Raw genomic sequence first — 25,777 nt, 5'->3', positions numbered from 1 at the left:
ACATGAGCAGCCCCGCCCCGGTCCTGCGGCTGGACGGCCTCGGCTGGTCCGTCCGCGGCGTCCCGATCGTCCAGGACGTGAGCTTCGACGTCGCGGAAGGCGAGTTCGTCGCCTTCATCGGCCCGAACGGGGCGGGCAAGACCTCCCTGTTCAACCTGATCTCCGGCATCCACCCCGCCACCCACGGCTCGCTCGCCCTGGACGGCGCGGACATCACCGCCCTGCCGGTGCCCGCCCGGGCCCGGCGGGGCCTCGGCCGGACCTTCCAGACCTCCTCGCTGTGGCCCGGCCTCAGCGTCGCCGAGCACGTCCGGCTGGCCGCCCAGGCCGCCGCCGGACCGCGCGCCTCCTACCGGATCTGGCGGCGCGCCGACGCCTACCGGCAGCAGGTCGAGGAGACCCTGGAGCGCACCGGACTCGCCGCCCGCGCCGACGACCTCGCCGGCTCCCTCTCGCACGGCGGCAAGCGCAAGCTCGAACTCGCCGTGCTGCTGGTCGGCGGCCCCCGCCTGATCCTGCTCGACGAGCCGATGGCCGGGGTCAGCGCCGAGGAGGTGCCCGCCCTGGTCGAGCTGATCCGCTCGGTCCACCAGGACCAGGGCCGCACCGTGCTGATGGTCGAGCACCACATGGACGTGCTGCTCGGCCTCGCCGACCGGCTCGCCGTGATGCACCACGGCACCCTGCTGGCACTCGACACCCCCGAGGCCGTGATGGCCGACGCCACCGTCCAGGGGGCCTACCTCGGGGAGGCGCTGTGAGCCTGCTGACGGTCCGTGACCTGCGGGTGGTGATCGAAGGCCTGCACATCCTGCACGGGGTGGAGCTGGACGTCGCCGCCACCGGCGTCACCGCCCTGCTCGGCCGCAACGGCGCGGGCAAGACCACCACCGTCAAGGCCGTCATGGGCCTGGTCCCGCGCACCGGATCGCTGCTCTTCGACGGCGCCGAGACCGTGAAGCTGCCCACCCACCAGGTGGTCCGCCGCGGCATCGGCTACGCCCCCGAGGACCGCGGGATCTTCGCCGGCCTCACCGTCGCCGAGAACCTGCGCCTCGCCGAACGCGACACCGCCCCCGCCTACGACCTGGTGCACGAGCTGTTCCCCGAGCTGAAGCAGCGTCAGAAGCAGCCCGCCGGAACCCTCTCCGGCGGCCAGCAGCAGATGGTCGCCATCGCCCGCACCCTGCTCAACGGCAACCGGCTGATCATCGCCGACGAACCCACCAAGGGCCTCGCCCCGAAGATCGTCGCGGAGGTCGCCGACGTGCTCGCCCGGGTCGCCGGGACCGTCCCCGTGCTGCTGGTCGAGCAGAACCTCGCGCTGGTGCGCCGGGTGGCCGGCCACTGCGCCGTGCTCGCCGACGGCCGCACCGCCCACCAGGGCGACGCCCGCGCCCTGCTCGCCGACGAGGACGCCGCCCGCCGGCTGCTCGGCGTCGGCAGCCACCGTCCCGCTCCCGAGGTGACCCCCTGATGAACACCGTCGTCCTGCTCGCCTGCACCGGACTCGGGCTCGGCGCGCTGTACTTCCTGGTCGCCTCCGGCCTGTCGCTGATCTTCGGCCTGATGGACGTGCTCAACTTCGCCCACGGCGCGCTGCTGTCCGTCGGCGCCTACGCCTCCTGGTGGGCCGCCACCGACGGCGGCCTGGGCTTCTGGCTGGCCGTCCCGTTCGGCACGGTGGTCGGCACCGCCGCCGCCGTGCTGCTCGAACTCGCGCTGATCCGGCCGCTCTACGCCCGCCCCCGCGACCAGATCCTCGCCACCGTCGGCGTCGGACTCGCCCTGCCCGCCCTGCTGATGGGCATCTGGGGCGGCGACGCCCGGCCCTTCCCGCAGCCCGCGGCGCTGTCCGGGACGGTGCGCCTGCTCGGCGCGACCGTGCCCGTCAACCGCTTCGTGCTGGTCGCCGCCGCCGTGGTCGTGCTCCTGCTGCTGCGGCTGTTCCTGGCCCGCACCCGCTACGGGCTGATCGTCCGGGCCGGCGTCGAGGACCGCGCCATGGTCACCGCGCTCGGCATCGACGTCCGCAAGGCCTTCACGCTGGTCTTCGCGATCGGCGGCGCCGCCGCCGCGCTCGGCGGGGCGCTGGCCGGCCTCTACTTCGGCTCGGTCAACCCCGGCCAGGGCACCAGCCTGCTGATCTTCGCCTTCGTGGTCGTCGTGATGGGCGGCACGGGCTCGGTCACCGGGGCCGCCGTGGCCTCCGTCGCGGTCGGCCTGGTCCAGCAGTTCGCCAACTACTACTCAGCTGCGGGCCTCGGCGACCTGTCCGTCGTGGTCCTGCTCGCCGTGCTGCTGCTCGCCAAGCCGCGCGGACTCACCGGGAGACTCGCATGACCGCCCTGCTCAAGCGGTGGTGGCCGCTCGCCCTGCTGCTCGTCCTGCTGATCGCGCCCTACGGCGCGCTCCCGCTGCCAGGACTGCTCGACGGCCCGCTCGGCAGCCCCGGCAGCCTGCAACTCCTGGCCCTCTGCCTGGTCTACGGCGCCCTCGCCAGCGGCTACGACCTGCTGCTCGGCCGCACCGGACTGCTCTCCTTCGGCCACGCCCTGTACTTCGCCACCGGCCTGTACGCCACCGACCTGGCCATGCTGGAGCTCCGACTCCCGTTCGTGGCCGCCGCGGTGTTCGGCGTCGCCTGCTCGGTGGCGCTCGCCCTGCTGCTCGGCTCGATCTCGCTGCGGGTCACCGGCATCGGCTTCTCCATGGTCACCCTCGCCTTCGCCCAGGCCGGCGCGATCCTGGTGCAGCGCAACCCCGGCGGCCTCACCGGCGGCGAGGAGGGCCGCTCGGCGCCCGCCGACCGCCTCCCCGGCGCGCTGATCGGCATCCAGAACACCGCCAACCTCTACTGGATCGCCGTCGCCTACCTGGTGCTCACCCTCGCCGTCGTGCACTGGACGGTCGCCTCGCCCACCGGACGGATCTGGGCCGGCATCCGCGAGAACGAACGCCGGGTCGAGGTGCTGGGGCTGCGCCCGTACGGCTTCAAGCTGGTCGCGTTCACGGTCGCGGGCGCCCTGGCCGGCGCGGGCGGCGTGGTCTACCTGCTGCTCACCGGCGGCGCCACGCCGCAGGCCGCGAGCTCCGACGCCACCCTGGCGCTGCTGGTGATGGTCGTCCTCGGCGGCTCCGGCACCCGCTGGGGCCCGCTGCTCGGCGGCGTCCTCTACACCTGGGCCGCGCACCGCCTCGGCGACCTCGCCAACTCCGCGTCGATCGCCGAACTCCCCGCCGTGCTACGGGTTCCGCTCTCCCAACCGCTGTTCCTGCTCGGTAGCCTCTTCGTCGCCGTGGTCTACCTGCTCCCCGGCGGCCTGGCCCGCCTGCCCGCCCGGATCCGTTCCGGCCGGGCCGCGCGGACCGCCCGGCCCGCCGCCACCGCCGTCCCGGAAGGCGCCGCATGACGCACCCGCAGTCCCTCACCGTCCCCGTCGCCGACGGCGAGCTGGCCGTCCTGCACTGGCCCGCGACGGTCCCCGACGCCCCCGTGGTGGTCGCCGTCCACGGCATCACCGCCAACGCCCTCGCCTGGGGTCCGCTGGCCCGCCTGCTCGACGGCCGGGTCTCGCTCTACGCCCCCGACCTGCGCGGACGGGCCGCGAGCCGGGACCTGCCCGGCCCCTACGGCCTGGCCCGGCACGCCGAGGACGTCGCCGCGCTGATCCGCCGGCTCGGCGACGCGCCCGTCCGGCTGGTCGGCCACTCGATGGGCGCGTGGGTCGGCGCGCTCACCGCCGTCCGGCACCCGGAGCTGCTGACCGACCTGGTGCTGGTCGACGGCGCGGTGAGCTTCCCGCTCCCCGCGGGCGTCCGCGAGGAGGACGCCCTGGCGGCCGTCCTCGGCCCCGCGCTGGCCCGGCTCTCGATGACCTTCGCCGGCCGCGACGCCTACCGCGACTTCTGGCGCGCGCACCCCGCGTTCGGCGCGTGGACCCCCGAGATCGACGCCTACGTCCAGCGCGACCTGATCGGCGCCGAACCCGAGCTGGTCTCCTCCTGCGTCGGCGAGGCGGTCCGCACCGACGGCGCCCAGGTCCTGCTGGACCCCGAAGCCGCCGACGCCGTCCACCGCCTCACCGTCCCCGCCACCCTGCTGTACGCCGAGCGCGGCCTCCTGAACGAGCCTCAGGCCCTCTACGACCAGGGCCGGTTGGCGAAGGTCGCGATCCCGACGGAGCTGGTGCCGGACACCAACCACTACACGATCCTCTGGTCGGACCGGCTGGCCCAGGTCGTGCGGTAGCCGCCGGCGCGCCCTACGCCGTCCCGAGGAAGGTCTGCCAGCCGCCCGTCGGGGCCTGGCCCACGCCCAGGGTGCGGAGCTTGCGGATGGTGGACTGGTCCTGCACCTCCAGCCACTCGACGAGCTGACGGAAGGACACCAGCCGGACGTCCGGCTTGCCGGCGATCTGCTTCAGGGTCTCCTCGACCGCGTCCATGTAGATGCCGCCGTTCCACTGCTCGAAGTGGTTGCCGACGAAGAACGGGGCGCGGTTGGTGGTGTAGGCGCGGTTGAAGCCCGCCAGGTACGAGTCACGGGCCTGGTCGCGCCACGCCGGGTACTTGGACGCGTCGCCCTTGGTGGAGCCGCCGGACTGGTTCGCCAGGATGTTGTAGTCCATCGACAGCACCTGGAAGTTGTGGCCCGGGAACGGGATGCCCTGGAGCGGGAAGTCCCAGATCTTGCCGTCCTGGACCTTCTGCGGCCAGATCTGCAGGCCGCCGGGGGAGCTGGCGTCGTACTTCCAGCCGAGCTTCGCCGCGGTCGGCAGCAGCGCCTTCTGGCCCTCCAGGCAGGGGGTGCGGCCGCCGATCAGCTCCTTCTTGTAGTCGAAGGGCAGCGGGTCGACGTCGGTGAAACCGGTGTTGGTCTTCCACTGGGTGACGAACGAGACCGCCTGCTCGATCTCGCTCTCCCAGTCCTCCGGCGTCCACTTGTTGACGCCGTTGCCATCCGAACGGGTGGAGCAGAAGTGCCCGTTGAAGTGGGTGCCGATCTCGTGGCCGGCCAGCCAGGCCTGGCTGATCAGCTTGATGGTGTTGCGGACGGCGTTGGCGGACAGGAACGGGATGTCCGAGGCGCCGACCGAGTGCTTCGGCGGGTGGTACAGCGAGGCCTTCTCCTTCGGCAGCGTGTAGATGCCGGACAGGAAGAAGGTCATGGTCGCCTTGTACTGCTCGGCGAGCTTGAGGAACCGGGTGAACTGGCCGTCGTCGGTGGCGCCCGCGCCGTCCCAGGAGAAGACCACGAACTGCGGGGGAGCCTCACCGGGCTTGAGCTTCTCCGGGGTCGGCTGGTTGGGCTGCGCGCCGGTGTCGGCGCTCGAGCCGTCGCCGAGCGGGGTGCCCTTCACGGGGGACGTCCCGGAGGACGGCTGGTTGGAGGCGCCGGCGTCGGAACCGGGGCGCCCGGTGCCACCGCCCCCGCCGCTCGAACAGGCGGTGACGGCCCCGAGTGCCGCGGTGGCCGCCGTGGCGGACAGCACTGTCCTGCGCGAGATGGTGCTCATGGTCTCCCCTGCCGCGGTGGGTCCGGGCCAGAAAAGCTCCGGGGGCCGAACCGCGGCTCCCGGAGGTCAAGTGCTGGCAAAATCGGACAATTTGACGTTAGCGCCACCCAAGGATGGCACGGCTCAGGTGGCCCGGCCAACGCCGCCCCACCTGTCGGACACCACGCCGGGGACGGCCGTCGCGGCTGCACGCCGCACCGCCTTGTTGCCGTTCTGGGACAGAGCAGGTCACTCGGCTCCGGCGAGCGCCGCGAGCTCCCGGCGGCGGCGCCGGACCAGCTGCGCGATGCCGCTGGAGATGGCGGTGGCGGCCAGGCAGGAGATCGCCAGGCTCAGCCACGCGGTGTCGAACCAGTGCGAGTTGAGCCAGCCCAGCGTGACGATGTACGCGGCCCACAGCACGGCGGCCACCGCCGACCAGCGCAGGAAGGTCCACGGGCGGCCGGGGGAGTGCCCGACCGCGAGGTCCAGGACGGTGCGCCCCGCCGGGACGAAGCGGGCCACGATGACGATCGCCGCGGCGGCCCGGCTGGTGCGGCCCGTGAAGGCGCGCTGCACCCGCTCGACGCTCGCGGCCAGCTTCGGCCGGCGCTCCAGCCGGCGGCTGACCGCGGGGGCGCCGCGCCGGGCCAGGTGGAGCAGCAGCAGGTCGCCGAGGAACGAGGCCGCGGCCACCCCGGCGGCCAGCAGCAGCGGGGCGTTGTGCACCTGCGAGGTCTTCAGCACCGCGAGGATCACCAGGGTGCCGCTCGGCAGGAACGGCAGGAAGGCGTCGCCGAGTACCGCGGCCAGGGCCAGGCCGCAGTACCAGGCCGGGCCGATCACGGCGTTGGCGTCCAAGGTGGTTCTCCCTCCAGCCCGCCCGGGGGAGAGGCAGCTGCAACGGGGCCAACGCTAGCGCGAGAGAATTTCATGCCATGAAGCACCCCCGGTGTGGCGCGTCACACTCCGGGCCCGGGAACCACGAGAGCCCCTGGGGCGGGGTTGCCGCTCCAGGGGCTCATGGGGATCGAACGACGCTGGTCGAGCCCGCCGATCTGTCGCTGGTCGCGGAACCGGTACGTGCTCCGCTGATCACCAGACTGCCGCATGGCCACCCCCGGATCGACCGTTCGACCTGGCGACAACTCGCTCTGGCGTGAAGTCGCCACGGAGCGTGGCCTCCTGTCGGACCGTCAGCGAAACCGTGCGCTTCGGCGGGAACAACCGCGGCCGGTCGCCGGGTTGTCCCCCGACGACCGCCCAGGCACCCGGCCGGGGCACCAGGAGGACGCAGCGCATGAGCATCGCACCGGAGCCGACCGACCCCACCGAGCCCGCCGCCGACCCGATCCGCGGCCGCACCGCCGGGAACGCTCCCGCGCCGCTCTCCATCCTGGACCTGGCCACCGTCGGCACCGGCTACAGCCCCGGCGAGGCACTCGCCGCCACCACCGAGCTGGCCCGCAGCGCCGAGCAGTGGGGCTACCACCGGTTCTGGGTCGCCGAGCACCACGGCATGCCCGGCGTGGCCAGCTCCGTCCCCGCGGTGCTGCTCGCCCACCTCGGCGCGCACACCTCCACCCTGCGGCTCGGCTCCGGCGGCGTGATGCTCCCCAACCACGCGCCGCTCGCCATCGCCGAGCAGTTCGGCCTGCTGGAGGCCCTGCACCCCGGCCGGATCGACCTCGGCCTCGGCCGCGCCCCCGGCACCGACCAGGCCACCGCCCGGGCGCTGCGCCGCGGCGAGTCGGAGGGCCCCGGCGACTTCCCGCGCCAGCTCGCCGAACTGATCCACTTCCTGGACGGCGACTTCCCCGACGGCCACCCCTACGCGACCCTCGCCGCCGTGCCGCGCTCCGCGAGCCGACCGCCGACCTGGCTGCTCGGCTCCTCCGGCTTCAGCGCCCAGCTCGCCGCCCGGCTCGGCCTGCCGTTCGCCTTCGCCCACCACTTCAGCGGCGGCAACACCGTCGCCGCGCTCGACCTGTACCGCGACGGCTTCCGCCCGTCCGCGGTGCTGGACAAGCCCTACACCCTGATCGGGGTCGGCGCGGTCGCCGCCGAGGACGGCGAGCGGGCCCGCCGGCTGGCCCGCTCCGCCGGGCTCGCCACGCTGCGGCTGCGCCAGGGCCGCCCCGGCCCGATCCCCACCCCCGAGGAGGCCGCCGCCCACCCGTACACCCTCGCCGAGGAGGACTTCCTGGACTCCTGGCTGGCCAACGTGGTGCTCGGCACCCCCGAGGAGGTCGCCGCCGGTCTGGAGGCCCTGCGGCACCGCACCGGCGCCGACGAGCTGATGGTCACCTCGCACATCCACGGCCACCGCAACCGGCTGGAGTCCTACCGCCTGATCGCCGAGGCGTACGGCCTGACCGGCTGAGGGTCCGTCACCGGCCGAGCGCCGCGAGCTGCTCGGTGATCCGCTCGGCGGACCAGCGGTCCACCCAGGCGGCGAACTCGCCGGTGTAGTCGCGCGGGGTGGACTCCACCCGCATGATCAGCGCCAGGTAGATCCGGTACAGCGCGAGCCGGGCCCGGGCGGCGGCGTCGATCCGCAGCCCGGGCTCCACCGAGCGGTAGCCGGCCAGCAGGTCGGGGTCGTCCTCGGGCGTGCCGAGCGGGTCCAGGCCGACCAGCTCGGCCAGGGGATCGCCGAAGAACGCCCGCTCGCCGTCGATCACCCCGGTCAGCTCCCAGCCGTCCTGACCCTCCGTCAGCAGCAGGTTGCCCTCCCAGGCGTCGAAGTGCACCAGCGCCGGGCGCCGCACCTCGGCCAGTTCCGCCGCGAACTCCGCTGGCAGCGCACGCAGCCGCCCGGCCGGGGCGGGCAGCTCCACGCCGTAGCGGGCGGCGTCGTCCAGGACCGCGCCGAGCATCGCGGCGAACGCCTCCGGCCAGCCGTCGGCGGCCAGCGCGGCCTGCGGCTGCGGGTAGCCGAAGCGCGGGCCGGTGACGCGGGCGAGCCGGGCCGCCCAGGCGCCGAGCCGGCGGCGCAGCGGGGCCCGGTCGGCGGGGGCGAGCCGCTCGCGCAGGCTGTCCCAGGTGCTGCCCTCCAGGTACTCCAGCAGCAGCCACTCCCGGCACTCCGCGTCGCCCTCCGGGTCGTGGTGGAGCACCCGGGGCACCGCGAGGCCCGCGTCGGCGGCCAGCGCGTGGAACAGCCGCTCGGTGCCGAGCAGTCCGCGCTCGTGGCTGAGGCCCGGAGTGCCGGGCGGCGGCGCGCACTTGAGCACCAGACGCCGCCCGTCGGCGAGTTCGAGCAGCTGGGCGGCGTTGTACAGGCCGCCGGTCAGCGGCGTCCGGGACACCACCGCCGCACCGTCGAGCACCCCGGCCAGCCGCTCCATGCCCGCCCCTCCCGCTGAGCGCCGGGGGCGCCTAGCCGCCCGGCTGTCCGCGCAGTATCGCGGCGATCAGCTCCGGCGCGCCAGGGCGGGCGAAGTACCAGCCCTGCGCGGTGTCGCAGCCGGTCTGGCGCAGCCGTTCGGCCTGGGCGGCGCTCTCGATGCCCTCGGCGGTCACGGTCAGGCCCAGGGCGTGCGCCAGCCGCACCATCGCGCCGACGATCTGCTCGTCCGCGGCGCGCCGCCCGTCCGCGGCGGGCGAGGCCTCCCGGAACGCCTCGATGAACGTTCCGTCCAGCTTCAGCACGTGCACCGGCAGCCGGGAGAGGTACGCCAGGTTCGAGTAGCCGGTGCCGAAGTCGTCGATGGCGATCCGCACACCCATGTCGGCGAGCGCCTGCAGGGCCTGCAGCGGCCGCCCGCCGGGGCCGAGCAGCGCCGACTCGGTGATCTCCAACTGGAGCAGCCGGGGCGGCAGTCCGGTGCGCTCCAGCACCTCGGCGACGTCGGCGACCACGTCGGAGTCCCAGATCTGCCGGGCCGCCAGGTTGACGCTGACGAAGGCCTCCGCGGCCGGGAACTCGGCCAGCCAGTGCCGGGCCTGACGGCACGACTCCTCCAGCACCCACTTGCCGAGCGGCACGATCGCGCCGGACTCCTCGGCGAGCGGGATGAACCGGTCCGGCGACAGCAGCCCGTAGCGCGGGTGCCGCCAGCGCACCAGCGCCTCCGCGCCGCGCACCGCGCCGTCCGTCAGGCCCACCAGCGGCTGGTACTCCACGGTGAACTCGCCGCGCTCCACCGCCGGTCGCAGCGCGGTCGCCAGCAGGTGGCGGGTCAGCTGGTCGGCGCCGCGGTCGCGGTCGTACAGCGTCCAGCGGGCCCGGCCGTCGGCCTTCGACCAGTACAGGGTGGAGTCCGCGTCGCGGATCAGGTCGGTGGGCGTGGAGCCGCGCACCGGCCGCTCCACCACGCCGATCGACGCGGTCACCGTCAGCCGGTGCCCGGCCACCTCGAACGGGCGCTCCAGCTCCTCCATCAGCCCCGCCGCCAGCCGGGTCAGCTGCTGGTGCCCGGCCGACTCGGCGACCAGCACGGCGAACTCGTCGCCGCCCAGCCGGGCCACCAACTGCCCCTCGCCGGCCGCGAAGCCGTGCTCCAGCCGGGCCGCGACGGCGACCAGCAGCTGGTCGCCGACGTGGTGGCCGAGCGTCTCGTTGATCGCCGCGAAGCCGTCCAGGTCGACGTAGCACAGCCCGACCCGCCGCTCGCTCTCCGGACGGCCCGGACCGGCCGGCTCGGCGGGCTTGAACGCCGCCTCCAGCCGCTCGTAGAACAGCGCCCGGTTCGGCAGCCGGGTCAGCGGGTCGTGCAGCGCCTGGTACGCCAGCCGGTCGCCGAGCTGCCGCTGCTCGGTGATGTCCTCGACCATCACCAGCGTGTAGTACGGGGCGCCCCCGCCGTCCCGGATCAGCGAGACGGTGACCCGGCCCCACACCTCGCGCCCGCCGCGGTGCTTGAGCCGCTTCTCCACCCGCATCCGGTCGCGCTCGCCGCGCACCAGTTCGCGGTAGAGCCGGCGGGGGGTGTCCTCGGGGTCGATGATCTCGTGGATGTGCATCCGGGGGAGCTCGGCGACCTCCCGGCCGAGCATCGCGGCGAACACCGGGTTGCCCTCGATCACCAGGTCGTCGGTGTCGATCAGCGCCATCCCGAAACCGGCGTCCGAGAAGGCCGCCCGGAACCGCGACTCGCTGGCCCGCAGGGCCTCCGCGAGATGCCCGGCGTCCGCGTGCAGGGGTGCGCCGCAGGTGGCGCAGGCCTCCGAAACGGTTCCCGGGCGCGGCGTCTCGGGCTGCCCACCCCGATGGTGTGCGTCGGCCCTCACGTTCCGGCCCGGCACGGCACGCTCCCGTCCGCTGCTGCCACTGATCAGGCCGGCGCCCATGACGGCGGCGACCGGCCGCAGTGCCCGGGTGCGCCCGGCGACCGCGGTCGGTGACCGCGGCGTCCGGCGGCCTCGGGCCACGTCCGCCGATCATAGGCCGCCCGTGTAACTGTGCGCGACCGCCGCCAGGGTGATTCGCCCGGTTCGTGAAGGGATGTCCCTTACATTCTGTGCGATGCCCCCGGAGTGCACCGATCCGGGGCACCCCGGGGGCGCGCACGTCCACTCACGCGCTGTGCCGGTGCGTGAGCCTGACGGCGGGTCAGGCCAGGCTGGCGGTGATCGTGATGGTGGTGCCGGTCAGCGCCTTGCTCACCGGGCAGTTCGCCTTGGCGTCCTCGGCGGCCTTCTGGAACCCGGCCTCGTCCAGGCCCGGCACCTCGCCGACCACGGTCAGGTGGATGCCGGTGATCCCGGTGCCCGGCTGGAAGGTGACGTCCGCCTTGGTCTCCAGCTTCGCCGGCGGGGTGCCGGCGCCGGCCAGGCCGTGCGAGAGGGCCATCGAGAAGCAGGCCGAGTGGGCGCCGGCGATCAGCTCCTCCGGGCTGGTCTTGCCGTTCGGGGTCTCCGCCCGGGCCGGCCAGGACACCGGGAACTCGCCGATGCCCGAGGAGTCGAAGGTCACCAGGCCCTTGCCGTCGAGCAGGTTGCCCTCCCACTCGGTGTGCGCGGTGCGGGTCGTTGCCACGATCAGGTACCTCCTGTGAGTGCGGACTGCCGGTCGAACTGCTGTGTCCGCGGCCGGACTTCCGGTCGCGGCCCGCCCAGCCTACGGCCCGGGGCGGGCCCGGCGGGCCGCCGCGCCGAGACTGCCCGCGGCGGGGCGGCCCGGGCGCGCCGGGCGTCCAACCGCCGTCCCACATGCCGGAACGCGGGTCGAATACAAGGGGGTTCGCCACGTCGTCCCTGTTAGATTGGCCGGGGCCCGAGCCCGAGATCCCACCCGCAAGCCCCGGAGCCATCCCCCATGACGGACCAGCCCACCTCCTCCCCGGAGGAGATCGACAACGCCGTCCGCGCCGAGCTGACCCGCCTGCGCGAGTCCATCGACAACATCGATGCCGCCGTCGTCCACATGCTCGCCGAGCGCTTCAAGGCCACCCAGCGCGTCGGCCGCCTCAAGGCCGACCACCGCCTCCCCCCGGCGGACCCGGCCCGCGAACGCCAGCAGATCAAGCGCCTGCGCGAACTCGCCGTCAGCGCCAACCTCGACCCGGTCTTCGCGGAGAAGTTCCTCACCTTCATCATCGCCGAGGTCATCCGCCACCACGAGGCCATCGCCAGCGACACCCACGCCGAGGCCTGACGCTCGTCGGGCCGTTGACGCGGGGTTGTCTGCGGGGCGTAAAACCCGGATTTCGCGGTCCTCCGCGCGCGGGTTAGCGTGGCGTCCTTCCGGAAGAGGGCGGTGTCGGGTGGTCGAGGAGACTGCGCCGGTGGTGCGGCAGCTGCGCAAGCGGCGGCCGTGGTACGTGGAGCTGCCGGTGATGGTGGCGGTGGGCCTGGTGATCGCGGTGGTGATCAAGACCTGCCTGTTCCAGATGTTCTCGATCCCGTCCGGGTCGATGGAGAACACCCTGCAGATCGGCGACCGGGTCGCGGTGAACAAGCTCGCCACCCTGACCGGCTGGAAGCCGAAGCCCGGCGAGCCCGTGGTGTTCAAGGACCCCGGCGGCTGGCTCCCGCCCACGCCGAAGGACACCAACCCGGTGACCCGCACGGTCCGTTCGGGCCTGAGCACGGTCGGCCTGCTCCCGCCCGGCGACAACTACCTGGTCAAGCGGGTGATCGCGACCGGCGGCCAGAGCGTCTCCTGCCAGGGCAGCACCCTCACCGTGGACGGCAAGGCGGTGGCCGAGCCCTACCTGCACCCCGGCGACGACTCCTGCGCCGGCCTCGACTTCGGCCCCGTCAAGGTCCCGGCCGGCTACGTCTGGGTCGAGGGCGACCACCGCAGCGACTCCGCCGACTCCCGCTACCACCGCACCGACCCCGGCGGCGGCGCCGTCCCGGTCGGCAACCTGGTCGGCCCGGCCTCCGCCGTCGTCTGGCCGCTCAACCACCTCAGCTGGTTCGGCTGGGCCGGTCGCTGACTTCCACCCCGCCGGGCCGACACCGCACGTACGATGATCACGTGTTCATCCTCGAACTGACCTACACCGCCCCGCTGGAGCGGATCGACGCCCTGCTGCCCGCGCACGTGGAGTGGCTGGAGCGGCACTACGCGGACGGCGTCTTCCTGGCCTCCGGCCGCAAGGTGCCGCGGGACGGCGGCGTGATCCTCGCCGCCGCAGGGGACCGCGCCGCGATCGAGGCGGTGGCCGCCACCGACCCGTTCGCGCGGGAGGGCGCCGCCGCGTACCGGATCACCGAGTTCGTCGCGACCACCACCGGGCCGGAGCTCGCCGCGCACCGCCGCACCCTGCCGGCCTGACGGTCCGTCGGGCGGCGGGCTACTTCCGACTCGCCGACTGCGCGGCGAACGCGCCCGCCAGCACCAGCGCGCCGCCGGCCAGCTGCGGCAGGCCCAGGTGCTCGCCGAGCAGGACCCAGGCGAGCACGGTGGCCACCACCGCCTCCAGGTTGGCGACCACGCCCGCCACCGGCGGCGACAGGTACTGCACCGACACCACGCCGGTCAGGTAGGCGAGCACGGTGGCGATCAGCACCATCCACAGCGCGGGCACCAGCGCGGGCAGTTGGTGCCCGTTCATCGTGACGTCCCGGGCGAGCACGCCCCAGTCGGCCTCCCACGGCCGGGCGAAGGCGGTCAGCAGCACCGCGCCGATCAGCAGGCCGAACGCGGAGACCGCCAGCGGGTCGACCGGGCGCTCGCCCCGCCGGCCGGCGTCGGCGAGGACGAAGTAGCCCACCTGGCAGCAGGCCGCGCCCAGTGCGAAGGCCACCCCGAGCGGGTCGAAGCCGAGGCCGTTCCAGACCTCGACCACGCAGGCCAGGCCCGCGACCGCGACGCCCGCACCGGCCATCGCCCGCCGGGAGACCGGGCGGCGCTGCACCAGCCGGACGTAGCCGATCAGCAGCGGCGGCCCCAGGTACTCGATCAGCAGCGCCACGCCCACCGGGATGCGCGAGATCGCCGCGAAGTAGCAGGCCTGCACGCCCGCGACGGCGAGCAGCCCGAAGCCGAACAGCACCCCGGGACGCCGCAGCACCGCGTGCCGGTGCTTCCAGGCGACCGGCAGCAGCACCAGCGCCGCGCCGGCCACCCGCAGCCAGACCGTGTGCAGCGAGGAGAGCCCGGCCTCGATCAGCGGCTTGGCGGCCGTGCCGGACCCGCCGAACGCGAACGCCGAGACCAGGGCCAGCCCGAGCCCGACCGAGGCGGCCCGCCGCGCGGGCGGGGCGACGCCGCCGGGGGCGTCCAGCGGGGCGGTGACGGGCGGCGGAGAGACGACGGAGGGGTCCGAGCTGCTGTGCATCGCCGCATTGTGCCAGCTCGGACCCCTCCGCCGTAAGGCGCTAACCCGCTGATTGGTCCTGATTGCCCAGCAGGCCGCCGGTGGCGTCCGCCCCGGCACTGGCCGACGGCGACGGGGTGCGGCTCCCGCCGCCGCTCGGCCGGGCCGACGGCGACCGCGTGGGCCGCTGCTGCGCGTAGTCGCCGACGGACGGCCCGGCGGTGGCACTGCTGCGGTCGCTCGCCGACGGCGACGGGACGGCCGAGGCGCTGCCGCTGCTGCCGCCGTCGGTCGGCTCGGCGCTCGGCGAGGCCGAGCCGCTGGGGGAGGCGGACGGGACGGAGCCGGCCGAGGGCACCCGGGCCGGGCCGGCGAAGTCGCTGGTCGGCTGCCCGGCGAGCGCGGACTTCATGTACGCCGTCCAGATCTGCGCCGGGAACCTGCCGCCCGCCGCGCTGCCCGCCCCGCCGACGCCGTCCAGGCTGACCTGCTTGCCGGTGGTCGGGTCCTGCCCGAACAGGCCGACCACGGTGACCAGTTCGGGCGTGTACCCGGCGAACCAGACCGACTTGGAGTCGTCGGTGGTGCCGGTCTTGCCGGCCGCCGGGCGGTTCAGCGCGCCGGCCCGGTAGCCGGTGCCGCCCTGGTCGTCGATGACGCCCTGGAGGATCGCGGTGGTGGACCGGGCGGCGTTCTTGCTGATCGCCTGGGTGGTCTTGTGCCCGGGCAGCGCCACCTGCTCGCCGCCCAGCTCCAGGCCCTTCACCAGCCACGGGGTGATCTGCTGCCCGTCGTTGTCCAGGGCCGCGTACACCCCGGCCAGCTCCAGCACGCTCGGGGTGGCCGAGCCGAGCGGGATCGACGGCACCGCCTTCAGCCCCGGGGTGTCGGCGGGCAGCCCCAGCGCGACCGCGGTGGAGCGGACCTTCTCCAGCCCGGTGTCCTGCGCCAGCTGCGCGAAGACCGAGTTCACCGACCAGTCGGTGGCCTCCTGCAGGCTGATCTGGCCGTAACTGCGCTCGCCCTCGTTCGGCGGCGCGTACGGCACGCCCTTGGCGCCGCGCACCGAGCGGCGGTTGGTGCCGTCGTAGACGGTGTCGGCGCTGATCCGGTCGCCGTACTGGGTGCGCGCCCCGGAGTCCAGGGCGGCCGCCAGGGCGATCGCCTTGAAGGTGGAGCCCGCCTGGTAGTCGGTGCGGGTGGCGTTGTCGATCCAGTGCTTGGTGGCGTCCGCGCCGCCGTACAGCGCCAGCACCTGACCGGTCTTCGGGTCGACCGAGACCGCGCCGGCCTGCGCCGCGGCGTCCACCTTGCGGCTGTCCGGCTTGAGGCTCGCGGTCAGCTGGTCCTGCACCGCGTCCTGCAGCTGCTGCTGCCGCTTGGAGTCGACGGTCAGCGCGATGGTGTAGCCGCCCTGGGCGAGCTGCGCCTCGCTGATGATGCCGTTGTCGGTCAGGTACGAGCTGGCGGCGGCCACCAGGTAGCCGGCCTGCCCGGACAGCCCGGGCGCCGACTTCGGGGCCAGCACCTCGGGGAAGGCGGTCTGGGCGCGCTCCTCGGCGCTCAGCCATTTTTGCTGCACCATGCCGTCGAGCACGTAGTTCCAGCGAGCCGTCGCCTTCTGCCGGCCGGCCTCGCTGGCGGAGGAGACGTCGTAGGCGCTGGGCGCGTTCAGCAGGGTCGCCAGGTACGCGCCCTGGGCCGCCGTCAGCTGGGCGGCGTCGACGCCGAAGTAGGCCTGCGCGGCGGCCTGGATGCCGTACGCGCCGCGGCCGTAGTACGAGGTGTTGAGGTAGGAGGAGAGGACCTCGTCCTTGCTCTGGGTGGCGTCGACCTTGATCGCGATGAAGATCTCCTTCACCTTGCGGCTCACGGTCTGCTTCTGGTTCAGGTAGGCGTTCTTCACGTACTGCTGGGTGATGGTCGAGCCGCCCTGGGTGGAACCGCCGGACGCGGTGTTGAAGGCCGCCCGGGCCATGCCCTTGAGGTTGACCGCGCCCTCGCTGTAGAAGTTGCGGTCCTCGGCGGCCAGCGCGGCGTGCTGCGCGGCGGGGGAGACCTTGTCCAGCGCGACGTTCTGCCGGTTGGTCTGCCCGGTCCGGGCCAGCACGGTGCCGTCCGAGTACAGCCAGGTGTTCGACTGGGCGGTGGCCGCCGCGTGCGCGTCCGGCACCTTCACCAGGACCACGCCGAGCGCGAACAGGCCGACGCCCAGCACCACCGACGCGGCCAGCCCGAGCAGCGTCATCCGCCAGGTCGGTATCAGCCGACGCCAGCCGGTCCGCTTCGTTCGTTCACGAGGCTTTCGAGGCAACGGAGACCTTCCCGCAGTCCCCGGACGGGCTGCTCGCTCGGGCGACGGCATGAACCTCGCCAGCCTTACTGATCGACTTGTCAGATGTTAGGGACCTATGTCCCATTTCTCCTAAGACGATCTTTAAATCCGCCTTACAGTCGAGAACTCCCCTCCTGTCCGGCCGAGTAGGGTGCCGCCATGAAGCGGCCGAACCTCCTCTACGTCACCGACCTCAGCTATCCGGCGCAGGGCCGCCGCTACGGCGACGAGGACACCGCCCTCGCCGCCCGCCTGCGCGAGGACTTCGACCTCGCGCTGTGCCACCCGCTCGACGCCGCCGCCCTGATGGACGCCTTCGACGCCGTCGTGGTGCGCAACAGCGGCCCGGTGCTGAACTACCCCGCCGAGTACGCGGCCTTCCGCGCGGCGGCGCGGGAGCGCGGCACCCGCGTGTACAACGAGCCGACCGGCCGCGGGGACATGGCCGGGAAGCAGTACCTGCTCGACCTCACCGCCGAGGGCCTCCCGGTGATCCCCACCGTCGACCGCCTCGCCGACCTCGACGTCCTCGGGCCCGCCGCCGCGTACGCCGTGAAGCCCAGGCTCGGCGCCGACTCCATCGGCCTGGTCTTCGCCACCGCCGAGGAGCTCCCCGGCCTCCCGCTGGACGGCATGCTGATCCAGCCGCGGATACCCCTGCGGTACGAGGTCTCCTTCTACTACCTCGACCGCGCCTTCCAGTACGCGCTGTACGCCCCCGACCCGGCCCGCCGCTGGGAGCTCGCGGTGTACGACCCGACCGCCGAGGACCTCGCCTTCGCCGACCGGATCATCGCCTGGAACACCATGGAACGCGGCATCCAGCGGGTCGACGCCTGCCGCACCCCCGAGGGCGCCCTGCTGCTGGTCGAACTCGAGGACCTCAACCCCTACCTCTCCCTCGACCTCGTGCCGCCGGCCGTCCGGGAGTCCTTCACCGCCGCCTTCAAGACCGCCCTGCACGGCCTGATCGCCGCGTAGGCCCCGGGAACGCCGAAGGCCCCCCGCTTCCGCGAGGGGCCTTCGACCGTCTGTGCGCCGCCAGGGACTCGAACCCCGGACCCGCTGATTAAGAGTCCGATGGACGACGAGTCGGACGGTGACGAGTGATGTCGCACCGTACCGTTTTCGCAGGTCAGCAGCTGTCGGGTTGTATCGGTCACAACCGGGTTCGCCTGGCGTGGTTCAGCGCAGCCGTTAGCCCGGTGCTAGCACGGTTGCGCCGCGTGGCCCTTGCCGTGGTGCTGGGGCGACGGCCATGAGGACCGACCACTCCACTGACTACTACGCCGTGCTCGGCGTCCGGCCAGATGCCGACCTGGTCACCATCCGCCGGGCCTACCGGGCTGCGGTGCGCCACGCCCACCCGGACGGTCGCCCCGAAGGTGACGCCACCCGCGCTCACGACGACATGGTGCGCATCAACCAGGCGTGGGAGATCTTGAGCGACCCGGCCAAGCGGGCTGACTACGACGCCAGCACCACCAGCTCGGCTGGCTCGCGGCCGAAGCCGCCTCCACCTCCTCCTCCACCAGCACCACGTCGGGCACTCTGGACACCGCCGGCGGTCGACTTCGGAGTGGCCTTTACGGGCCAGCGGTCCGCCGAGCGGGTCGTGACGGTGCGGTTCGAGGACGGCTCCACCATCCGGCGTGCCACGGTGCTGGATGAGTCAGGGCTGTTCTGGTTCGTGGGGCCGGCTGAGTTCCGCGACGTCTCCGAGGTGACGCTGTACCTCTACAGCCAGCGCATCCCGACCGATGCACCGATCGGCGTCATGACTGACCAGCTCCGAGTTCAGCTCGATGAGGTCATGGCCAGCATCACGCTCACGGCCCAGCTCGCCGAGCCGATCCGCAAGCCAGCCGCGCCGAAACCGTCGCCGCCTCCTACGAGGCAGGGAGCACGGGCCCGACGCGGATACCGGTACTGGGCCCGCTGTGTGGTAGCTGTGCTGGTGCTGGTCCTCGCCGTGGCTGTAGGAGTGATGGCGAGCAATGTGCTGAGCGGGATCGGCGGCGGCTCGGGCGACCAAGCGGCTCTGCCAACTGCCAGCGCTGGGCCCAACCGCTTCTGCTCCGTCCCGTCCGACGACGGCCAAGTGCTCTCGTACTACGCCACGGTGCCGGGCACGACCACCAAGACTGGTGTGGAGCTGTGGGAGTCATCACCGCAACGCAAAGCCGATCCGTGGGTGGACTGGTGGACGCCAGATTTTCCGTATTGGGAGCGGGCCAACAAACACCACATGACGGTGAATGGGCAACTCTACAAGCCGTACGAGCGCATCGAGATAGACCGCTCGGAGATAACCGGCTGGCAGTCGCTGTCAGGCTTCTTCGTCCGAAACGGCCTGGATTCAAAGGCGGAGGCGGCTGGGCGACAGAGCTTTCTTGGAGGGTGGGTGGACCAGTTGAGCGCACCCGAATGCAAATAGATCTAGCTTTGAATTTCAGGATAAACCCAAAGCCTGTCGTAGATGAGTCGATGCACGGTGCGTAGCGTTAAGTAAAGATAACCGGGCGGGCGGTCCAGAGTCTCCTGAAAAGCCGTAGCAGGCCTGACGACCCGCTCATAGGTAGCTCGCAAGAAACTTTCCAGCGAGTCTGGGTGAAGTCGAGAAAGAACTCGGGACGTTCGATCCGGGAAGGATGAAAAACGGTGGTTTATCGATTGAGAAAACTGGAACACGCCTGATGGGTCCGCGGTGGGCTCGGTTAGCACATATGCATCGCTAGACTCGGCGAGGACACCGAGGAGAAGATGCTGCCCGGCTTCACTGGAGGCAAATTCGTTAAGCCTATCCGTTCTGGCGGGGTAGCTCCAAGCCATGGCCGCTAGGGCTAGATGCGGGCCATTGACCAGCCACTGCTTCTTCTTCAGATGCGGTTGCAGATCCTCGACAAATTCCACCCCATAAGGACTTAAGGCTTGAATGAGAGGATCAGTGAAAGGCGGTTTTTTCTCTATGGTCCACCGGCCGTACTCTTCCGTATGAACTACTAGTTCGCCATTTATTATCGGGTACTTACAGGTACGGTCGACGATGCAACGGAGGAAGTGAACATTCGGCCCAAAGTCGCAACCTTCCAAATTCTTGTAGAGCTGGCCCACTGTGTTCTCGCAAGGGACTATGTAGATCTGTTTGCCAGAGAGGTCTAGGGAAGACCTTTCGGACAGGAGTCGCCCGATCAGATCGGTTTGCGTTTCAAGGGCGCCCTCCCTTAGGGCTGTTGTGAGCAGAATATCGTCGGGATGCATCACAACTGCTCGTATGGCGTCGAGATCAGAGGAGTCGAGGACCCTGGGAACGCTAATTTCTTTCAGGTCGCTGCCGGGGAAGACTTGCCTGTAGTACTTCTGGCGAGACTTCAGCAGTGCGAGCTTGCACTGCGGACCGCCTACCGCTCGCTGCACCAGCGTTACGTCAATCTCAGGGATAGCGGCAGTAGTGCAAACCACAAGCCCTAGGCCCAGACCTCCAGCTCCAAGATGGAGATGCTGCATGTTAAATTCCTTCTCGCTCAGCCAGAACCTGTGGTAGGTTTTGTTACTATTGGAGAAAGAACGACCTGACACTTCGAGATGTTTCTCCAAGGTTCAGGTCGGGCGGCGTATCGAGGACGATACGCCGCATCGGGCCGTTATTCCGGGACGGGAGGCAGGCCGCGAAGCTGATCGGCGTGTGAGCGTGCCCAATCAACGGCATCTTTGCAGGACTGACACTTGCCGCTAAGGTGATTAACAACAAGCTGGCGATCTGCATCCGCCATCGAAGCCCCTATGCCGAATGCCGACAGCCATTGTGGTGACGGGTGCTCCTCGCGTGACTCCGAAACGACGAAAAACTTTGCCCTGACTTCTTCTGCGGATAGAGGAAGCTGATCGGTGAACTGCGCACGATGAGCTGATCTGCGGTGCCAGAGCCTCCTGCCTATAGTTTCTGGCAGAAGATTACGTCGTGGCCCATCCGGAGATTGCGACATTTGCATCACCTTGGCCAGGTAGTGTGTCGTGAGGTGCCGCGCAAACCGGCACAGTCGATGTGAATATTTTGCGGTGATCTTTCTCAAGGTACCTCCCACTCTTGACGGCCCGCAAAATGATCATCGCATGCGCATTGCGTAGCCTGTCAAGTACCCTCTGTAGTATTGGGCGCTCAGTTCTTCGTGGATGTCGAACTTTGCCAGTCGATCATGAATGCGATCAATGGGCAGGCGGGTAAGGGACCGGTGAGAATCGTCTGCCCTTTAGATGTTCCGCCGACACCAACTGCGGATGTAGCAGGAGTGTTCGCCACACCAGCGATAGATCACCTGGGCGTTCATGCGCAGGGAGGGGTTGTGCTCGCTGCGGGCCTGGATCAAGGGGCCGAGCACCTGCACCAGCTTGTTGACCGTGTTGAGCGGTAAGCCGGCTGCGGAGGCCAAGGACTCGGCATCTGTGGCGCGGCCGGCCGCGATGGCCCCGGCGATCCGGGCAGCGGTGGCTCCGCCACGAGGCCGGCTGAAGTACGCGTAGATCGACCAGGGGTTGGTCTTGAACTGATGGGCCGCGTTCGCCGCCGGTAGAGGGTGCCGATAGGCGGCAGCTTGAACGCACCGGATGAGCGGCCCGGTGCCGTCGGCCTTCTGGACGATGGCCACGACCTCGGGCTGAAGAATGGCTTCTTGGAAGTGCTCCTGCTCGGTGGTATGGCCCTGAGCAGCGAAGATAACCGGGCCAGTACGGTCGCAGACCCGGAGCAGGGATAAGACGTCGAGGCCGTCGAAGTCGTGCTCGACCCGGTAGTCGTTCCACGTCAGGTCGATCACGATGACGTCGAAGCGGACCTGGTGCTCGACGGCCTTCCGGATCTCGGCTTCGCTGGTGGCCACCACTACGGTGGCACCGGGGATCTGCTGTTCCAGGATCGGCACGACGATCCGGCCCAGGGCTGAGGCGATGAGCACGCGCAGACCCTCCACGGCAAGATGTTGCGGTTAGTCCGGCTTCGCCGCAACATGTGCCCTCCGCTGTGACTGGCCCGGCTGGGCTCGGCACCGTAGCGAAGCAACTGGCAGAGGTTGTACTTCAAGAGCTCTGAAGAGGGCGTGAGCCTGGTGGTGTCTTCAGTTGACGGCTCCTTGGCCGTCACGCAGCACCAGTAGGGGACATCGCCATGCCTGCTCAGCCCAACCCGACTGCCACCGATCTGGCCGGCCTCAAGTCCACCATCGCCGCCTACGACGCTCTACGGGAATCCGCTCACGCCGATGCTTCGGCCGTCATCACGGCCAGCTCGCGCCTGCGGGCCTTCATCGTCACCAAGCAGATGCTCTCGACCGAGGCCAGTGAGCTGCTGGAAGCGGCGTACAGCGAGGTGACCGAGGTCCTGGCCATCGCCTACGCGCTGGCTGGAACCCTGGCCGACTTCACGCCCGAGCAGCCGTCGTGATGCCCGACCGCGGCACGCTGCTGCGGGTGGTCGCCCTGGCGGTGGGCGTCATCATCGCCGGCCAGCTGCTCCAGCACTTCATCGGCTACCTCGTGCTGGGGCTGGTGGTCTGGGCGATCATCAGCCGACTCATCCGCCGACCATAGCGAAGTGTTCGGGTATTTGGCCCGAACAAAGTGGTGTCGCACCTTCTGCCCGCGGGCCGCAAAATGACCGATCGCAGTGCTGAATAGCCCGCCGAAACGGCATCCCCCAACAGATAGAAAAGGCTTGGCTAAGCCTTAAGGCTATTGACAAATGGGGCAATTTCATGCTAATATTTAACTGTGGGTTGAGCGAGCAGTCATCAATCTACACAACCGCCACAAAGTTCGCCTCGGCGGATTTTTGTGGCTCTGGGGGGTATGTGCCAGGTGAGACGTTGCAGAATTGCAGCGTCTCGGGCTCCGGTGCCACTCATGAACGCTCTTCTTATGCTGGAGGGCGTCCATGAGCGACACAACCTCGCTGGTCGCCAGCGCTGCGCTTTTTAGCGCCACTACCGCATTCATCCTGATTCTGCGCCTGCGCGATCAACAAGCCCGAGACGCTGGCCGGTTGACCTACCGGCTCGAATTCCCGCGTGACCTGTCTATCCAGCAGGTCACTGCCTTTCTGCACGCCTTGACGCGGTTGCGCCCGGAGCGAGGCTGGCTGTTCGGCCGCGACTCCGCCGTGTTCGAGACGGTGGGCCTCGTCGGCCGCATCGAGTACCGGCTGCGGCTGCCCGAGCACCAGGCCGACGTGCTGCTGCGCCAGCTGCGCGGCATCGTGTCGGGTCTGCGCACCACCGAGCTGGTGGCCCCGGCGTTGCCGGAGGCCCGTTGGCTGCGGCGCATTCACCTCACCACGACGGCCCGCCCCCTGCGGACGGACGCGGCTGAGGTGTTCGCCACCAGCCTGCTCAGCACCTTCCAACCGATCGGCCGGGGCGAGACGCTGCTGTACCAGCTCGTCGTTGCTCCCGTGCGGACGCCAGCGAAGCCGTTGGCCCACCACCGGGCTGAAGGGGAACTGCTACCACCGTGGCTGCAAGAGGTGGCGCGGCTGTTCACGGCCGCCCCACCGCCCAAGCCGAACAGGCAGGTGTTGGCCGACTTCGCCGCCAAGACCGCCGAGCCCTGGTTCGCCGTCGTCGGTACGGCTGGAGCCACTGCGCCGAACCAAGCCCGGGCCCACTTCCTGGTCGGCCGGCTCATGGCCACCCTGCACCAGCTTGACCAGAATGGCGCGGCGTTGGTGCCGCGCTGGTTGCCCCGGCGCGCGGCCAAGCTGCTGGCCAACGCCACTACCGGCTGGCCGGCGGCACCGATGCACGTCAACGCTCGCGAAGTCGCCACCATGATCGGCTGGCCGTTGGCCGGCCCCACCGTGCCGGGCTTGAGCCTGCGGGGTGGTCGAGTCTTTCCGCCGAGCCGCCAGCTGACCTCGCAGGGCCGAGTGCTGGGCACCGCCGTCTACGATGGCATGCAGCGACCCATCGCGGTCACCGCCACCGACGGGCTGATGCACCAGCTCGTTACCGGACCAACTGGTTCCGGTAAGAGCACGCTGCTGCTGGGCCAGCTGACCCAGGACATCCAGGCCGGCCGCGGCGTCATCCTGCTCGACCCCGGTGGTGATCTGGCGCGCGACGTAGCCGACCGCATCCCCGAGCACCGGGTTCACGACCTGATCTACCTCGACGCGGCCGACGACCGGCCGGTGGGCGTCAACCCACTGGCCTGTGCCAAGGAAGATGCTGAGCTGGTGGCCGACCAGGTGCTGGAGCTGATCCGGGCCAACGCCGACAGCTGGGGACCGCGGCTGGAGGAAGTCCTCAAGTCGGCCTTGGTGCTGCTGGCCGCCACGCCCGGCATGACGCTAGTCGAGCTGCAGCCGGTGCTGACCAACGACGCCTTCCGTGCCTCGCTGCTGGCCCGCCTCGATCCTGCCTTCGCTCCGACCGTAGGAGCGTTCTTTTCCCGCTTCAACGCGTGGAGCGAAGGCGAACGAGGCCAAGCGGTGTCAGCGGTCATCAACAAGGTGTCACCCCTGACCGATCGCCGCCAGCTGCGGGCCATGCTCGGCCAAGCGCGGCCGGCCTGGACCATGCAGCAGGTCATTGACCAGGGCAAGATCCTGCTCGTGGCCTTGCCTTCGGGGTTGGCCGGCTCGTACGCCGTGGACCTGCTCGGTGGGCTGCTGGTCGGGATGGTCTGGAACACGGCCATGCGCCGGGCAGCCGTCAGCCGTGAGCAGCGCCGGCCGACGTTCCTCTACATCGATGAAGCTGCGCGCTTCCTGCGCAGTGGGGCTGACCTGTCCGACATGTTGGCTCGGGCCCGTGGACACTTCCTCGGCATCGTGGCTGCCCTCCAGCACATCACCCAGGTGCCGCCGCACCTACGAGCCGCCTTGTTGAGCGAGGCCCGCACCAAGGTGGTGCTCCAGCCTGGGGCGGACGACGCCACTACGCTGGCCCGGTCGCTTGGGCCGCTGGTGAAGCCCGAGGACCTGCTGACGCTGGAGCCGCGCACCGCCGTGGCGGCCGTCGTGACGAACGGCCAGGTGAGCGAGCCGGTGACCATCGCCACCAGCGCTCCGCCGCCGACCACGGGTTTCGGCCAGCAGGCCCGCGCCTACTCGAGGCAGGCCTTCGGACGTGACCGTGCCGAAGTTGAGCAGGAGATCGCTGAACGCCGGCAAGCCCGTCCGGCCAGTGGTGCCGAGAGCCCTCGCGGCAGCGGGTAGAGCGAGGCGGCGGGTGTTCGAAACCCTGCCAAAAGCCCGCCTGGCCTCATCGGCCGTCATACCTGGTCAGAGCCCTGATCCCAGACCTTAAGCGAGCCGACTATCTCCCTCTCGCTTCATCATCTTTAGCTCACTGGAGAACTCCTTATGTCCCAAGCGCCCAAGCCGTCGGTCCGTCGCATCACTGCCTCACGCCTCGCCGTGCTGGCCGACAGCCTCACGTCTGGGGAGCTGGCCGTGTTGCGGGTGCTGGGCACCGTGCACCTGGCCACCGCGGCGCAAGTCGCCCGGGTCGCCTTCGCTGACTACCAGCCGACGACTGCTCGTCCCCTGGCTCACCGGAACCTGCGACGACTGATCGACTGCGGACTGGTGCGGCGCTACCGCGATCTGTCCCGCCAGCGCTGGCCGGGCAAGCCGGGCTACGTGCACGTGCTGACGCCCGTCGGCACCAAGCTGATCGGCGCGACCAACGTGCCCGGGGCCGGCAAGCGCCGCGACTGGCGACCAGCCGATGCCTTCCTGACCCACCGGCTGGCCATCACCGAGCTGTACGTCCGCTTGGCCGAGCGGGCACGGGACGGCACCTCGGAAGTGATCGAGTTCCAGGCCGAGACGGCCGCCTGGCGGGTGTATCGCAACCCCATGACCTACGGGCAGGAGTACTGCCGCCCCGACGCACTGGTCAGACTCCGCGTCGAAGACCAGCCGCGACTGAACTGGTTCGTTGAGATCGACCGCGCCACCGAGCCACCGAAGCGGTTGGACGAGAAGTGCCGCGTGTACCGGGCGTACGAGTTGACCGGGGTGGAGCAGGAACGACACCGCGTCTTCCCTGGCGTCATGTTCATCGTCCCTGATGAAGCCCGAGCCGCCGTCATCCGCCACGTGGTCACTCAGCAGCCAGCCGATGCCCAAGGGCTGTTTGTCGTCACCACCGAGGCGGCGGCCGTCGAGGCGCTGCACCAGCCCCTTCCCGCTGCCACTACGAGCAACACCTAAACAAGGACGCACCGTACTA

General features: G+C 70.8%; 24 protein-coding genes. 15 read left to right on the top strand and 9 right to left on the bottom strand.

Going from position 1 to position 25,777, the window contains the following annotated elements; translation table 11 throughout:
• Positions 1 to 2 precede the first annotated feature (2 nt).
• From ACWD4U_RS23655 to ACWD4U_RS23635, 5 genes are read left to right on the top strand one after another with little or no spacing between them, the layout of a single operon-like run.
• On the top strand, positions 3 to 761 hold the full coding sequence (locus tag ACWD4U_RS23655) for an ABC transporter ATP-binding protein (RefSeq protein WP_363459787.1): 759 nt from the start codon (positions 3 to 5) through the stop codon (positions 759 to 761).
• Positions 758 to 1,477: an ABC transporter ATP-binding protein gene (locus ACWD4U_RS23650; protein ID WP_363459786.1), complete on the top strand. Its 720-nt coding sequence runs from the start codon at positions 758 to 760 to the stop codon at positions 1,475 to 1,477. The genes ACWD4U_RS23655 and ACWD4U_RS23650 overlap by 4 nt, the downstream gene beginning before the upstream one ends.
• On the top strand, positions 1,477 to 2,343 hold the full coding sequence (locus tag ACWD4U_RS23645; RefSeq protein WP_363459785.1) for a branched-chain amino acid ABC transporter permease: 867 nt from the start codon (positions 1,477 to 1,479) through the stop codon (positions 2,341 to 2,343). The genes ACWD4U_RS23650 and ACWD4U_RS23645 overlap by 1 nt, the downstream gene beginning before the upstream one ends.
• On the top strand, positions 2,340 to 3,413 hold the full coding sequence (locus ACWD4U_RS23640; RefSeq protein WP_363459784.1) for a branched-chain amino acid ABC transporter permease: 1,074 nt from the start codon (positions 2,340 to 2,342) through the stop codon (positions 3,411 to 3,413). Before ACWD4U_RS23645 ends, ACWD4U_RS23640 begins: the two co-directional genes overlap by 4 nt.
• A complete protein-coding gene (locus ACWD4U_RS23635; RefSeq protein WP_363459783.1) occupies positions 3,410 to 4,252 on the top strand; it encodes an alpha/beta fold hydrolase in 843 nt (280 codons plus the stop codon). Before ACWD4U_RS23640 ends, ACWD4U_RS23635 begins: the two co-directional genes overlap by 4 nt.
• Positions 4,253 to 4,265: 13 nt before the next feature.
• Here ACWD4U_RS23635 and ACWD4U_RS23630 read toward each other — a convergent pair whose 3' ends face one another.
• Entirely contained in the window at positions 4,266 to 5,519 is a 1,254-nt protein-coding gene (locus ACWD4U_RS23630; RefSeq protein WP_363459782.1) for a polysaccharide deacetylase family protein, read from the bottom strand.
• Between the two features lie 228 nt (positions 5,520 to 5,747).
• Complete coding sequence (locus tag ACWD4U_RS23625; RefSeq protein WP_363459781.1) at positions 5,748 to 6,359, bottom strand: VTT domain-containing protein; 612 nt, start codon at positions 6,357 to 6,359, stop codon at positions 5,748 to 5,750.
• A 439-nt stretch (positions 6,360 to 6,798) separates the two neighbouring features.
• On the opposite strand from ACWD4U_RS23625, the gene ACWD4U_RS23620 reads away from it, so the two are divergent.
• A complete protein-coding gene (locus ACWD4U_RS23620; protein WP_363459780.1) occupies positions 6,799 to 7,881 on the top strand; it encodes an LLM class flavin-dependent oxidoreductase in 1,083 nt (360 codons plus the stop codon).
• A gap of 7 nt (positions 7,882 to 7,888) precedes the next feature.
• Here the strand turns inward: ACWD4U_RS23620 and ACWD4U_RS23615 are convergent, their stop codons facing one another.
• The 3 genes from ACWD4U_RS23615 to ACWD4U_RS23605 form a co-directional block, all read right to left on the bottom strand.
• Positions 7,889 to 8,848: a phosphotransferase family protein gene (locus ACWD4U_RS23615; RefSeq protein WP_363459779.1), complete on the bottom strand. Its 960-nt coding sequence runs from the start codon at positions 8,846 to 8,848 to the stop codon at positions 7,889 to 7,891.
• Positions 8,849 to 8,879: 31 nt separating this feature from the next.
• Positions 8,880 to 10,556, bottom strand: a complete 1,677-nt coding sequence (locus tag ACWD4U_RS23610) for a putative bifunctional diguanylate cyclase/phosphodiesterase (RefSeq protein ID WP_449787288.1) — start codon at positions 10,554 to 10,556, stop codon at positions 8,880 to 8,882.
• Between the two features lie 499 nt (positions 10,557 to 11,055).
• Complete coding sequence (locus tag ACWD4U_RS23605) at positions 11,056 to 11,481, bottom strand: OsmC family protein (protein ID WP_363459778.1); 426 nt, start codon at positions 11,479 to 11,481, stop codon at positions 11,056 to 11,058.
• Positions 11,482 to 11,760: 279 nt separating this feature from the next.
• Between ACWD4U_RS23605 and ACWD4U_RS23600 the strand changes: the two genes are divergently transcribed.
• The 3 genes from ACWD4U_RS23600 (at position 11,761) to ACWD4U_RS23590 (ending at position 13,227) form a co-directional block, all read left to right on the top strand.
• Positions 11,761 to 12,099: a chorismate mutase gene (locus ACWD4U_RS23600; RefSeq protein WP_363459777.1), complete on the top strand. Its 339-nt coding sequence runs from the start codon at positions 11,761 to 11,763 to the stop codon at positions 12,097 to 12,099.
• A 109-nt stretch (positions 12,100 to 12,208) separates the two neighbouring features.
• Positions 12,209 to 12,886, top strand: coding sequence for a signal peptidase I (lepB, locus tag ACWD4U_RS23595; protein WP_363459776.1), 678 nt, complete (start codon positions 12,209 to 12,211; stop codon positions 12,884 to 12,886).
• Between the two features lie 41 nt (positions 12,887 to 12,927).
• The gene (locus ACWD4U_RS23590) at positions 12,928 to 13,227 is read left to right on the top strand and encodes a YciI family protein (RefSeq protein WP_363459775.1); all 300 of its coding nucleotides are present in this window, start codon (positions 12,928 to 12,930) and stop codon (positions 13,225 to 13,227) included.
• 19 nt (positions 13,228 to 13,246) lie between these two features.
• Here ACWD4U_RS23590 and ACWD4U_RS23585 read toward each other — a convergent pair whose 3' ends face one another.
• Positions 13,247 to 14,233: an EamA family transporter gene (locus ACWD4U_RS23585; RefSeq protein WP_363459774.1), complete on the bottom strand. Its 987-nt coding sequence runs from the start codon at positions 14,231 to 14,233 to the stop codon at positions 13,247 to 13,249.
• Between the two features lie 40 nt (positions 14,234 to 14,273).
• Complete coding sequence (locus tag ACWD4U_RS23580) at positions 14,274 to 16,460, bottom strand: transglycosylase domain-containing protein (RefSeq protein ID WP_363459773.1); 2,187 nt, start codon at positions 16,458 to 16,460, stop codon at positions 14,274 to 14,276.
• A gap of 246 nt (positions 16,461 to 16,706) precedes the next feature.
• Between ACWD4U_RS23580 and ACWD4U_RS23575 the strand changes: the two genes are divergently transcribed.
• Together ACWD4U_RS23575 and ACWD4U_RS23570 are read left to right on the top strand one after the other, a co-directional pair.
• Positions 16,707 to 17,528: an ATP-grasp domain-containing protein gene (locus tag ACWD4U_RS23575; protein ID WP_363459772.1), complete on the top strand. Its 822-nt coding sequence runs from the start codon at positions 16,707 to 16,709 to the stop codon at positions 17,526 to 17,528.
• Between the two features lie 277 nt (positions 17,529 to 17,805).
• Positions 17,806 to 18,984, top strand: coding sequence for a J domain-containing protein (locus ACWD4U_RS23570; RefSeq protein ID WP_363459771.1), 1,179 nt, complete (start codon positions 17,806 to 17,808; stop codon positions 18,982 to 18,984).
• 2 nt (positions 18,985 to 18,986) lie between these two features.
• Here ACWD4U_RS23570 and ACWD4U_RS23565 read toward each other — a convergent pair whose 3' ends face one another.
• Together ACWD4U_RS23565 and ACWD4U_RS23560 are read right to left on the bottom strand one after the other, a co-directional pair.
• A complete protein-coding gene (locus tag ACWD4U_RS23565; RefSeq protein WP_363459770.1) occupies positions 18,987 to 20,054 on the bottom strand; it encodes a mannitol-1-phosphate 5-dehydrogenase in 1,068 nt (355 codons plus the stop codon).
• A gap of 743 nt (positions 20,055 to 20,797) precedes the next feature.
• The gene (locus ACWD4U_RS23560) at positions 20,798 to 21,514 is read right to left on the bottom strand and encodes a response regulator transcription factor (RefSeq protein WP_363459769.1); all 717 of its coding nucleotides are present in this window, start codon (positions 21,512 to 21,514) and stop codon (positions 20,798 to 20,800) included.
• Between the two features lie 194 nt (positions 21,515 to 21,708).
• Here ACWD4U_RS23560 and ACWD4U_RS23555 point away from each other — a divergent pair, with 194 nt between their 5' ends.
• From ACWD4U_RS23555 to ACWD4U_RS23540, 4 genes are all read left to right on the top strand, one after another.
• Positions 21,709 to 21,984, top strand: coding sequence for a hypothetical protein (locus tag ACWD4U_RS23555; RefSeq protein WP_363459768.1), 276 nt, complete (start codon positions 21,709 to 21,711; stop codon positions 21,982 to 21,984).
• The gene (locus ACWD4U_RS23550) at positions 21,984 to 22,130 is read left to right on the top strand and encodes a hypothetical protein (protein WP_363459767.1); all 147 of its coding nucleotides are present in this window, start codon (positions 21,984 to 21,986) and stop codon (positions 22,128 to 22,130) included. The genes ACWD4U_RS23555 and ACWD4U_RS23550 overlap by 1 nt, the downstream gene beginning before the upstream one ends.
• Positions 22,131 to 22,473: 343 nt before the next feature.
• Positions 22,474 to 24,756 (top strand): type IV secretory system conjugative DNA transfer family protein, encoded by a 2,283-nt coding sequence (locus tag ACWD4U_RS23545; RefSeq protein ID WP_363459766.1) that lies wholly within the window; start codon positions 22,474 to 22,476, stop codon positions 24,754 to 24,756.
• A 147-nt stretch (positions 24,757 to 24,903) separates the two neighbouring features.
• Positions 24,904 to 25,758 (top strand): replication-relaxation family protein, encoded by an 855-nt coding sequence (locus tag ACWD4U_RS23540; protein WP_363459765.1) that lies wholly within the window; start codon positions 24,904 to 24,906, stop codon positions 25,756 to 25,758.
• The last annotated feature ends 19 nt before the right edge of the window (positions 25,759 to 25,777 follow it).

Source organism: Kitasatospora sp. NPDC002522 (genome assembly GCF_053595195.1).
This window is presented reverse-complemented; position numbering and strand designations above follow the sequence as displayed.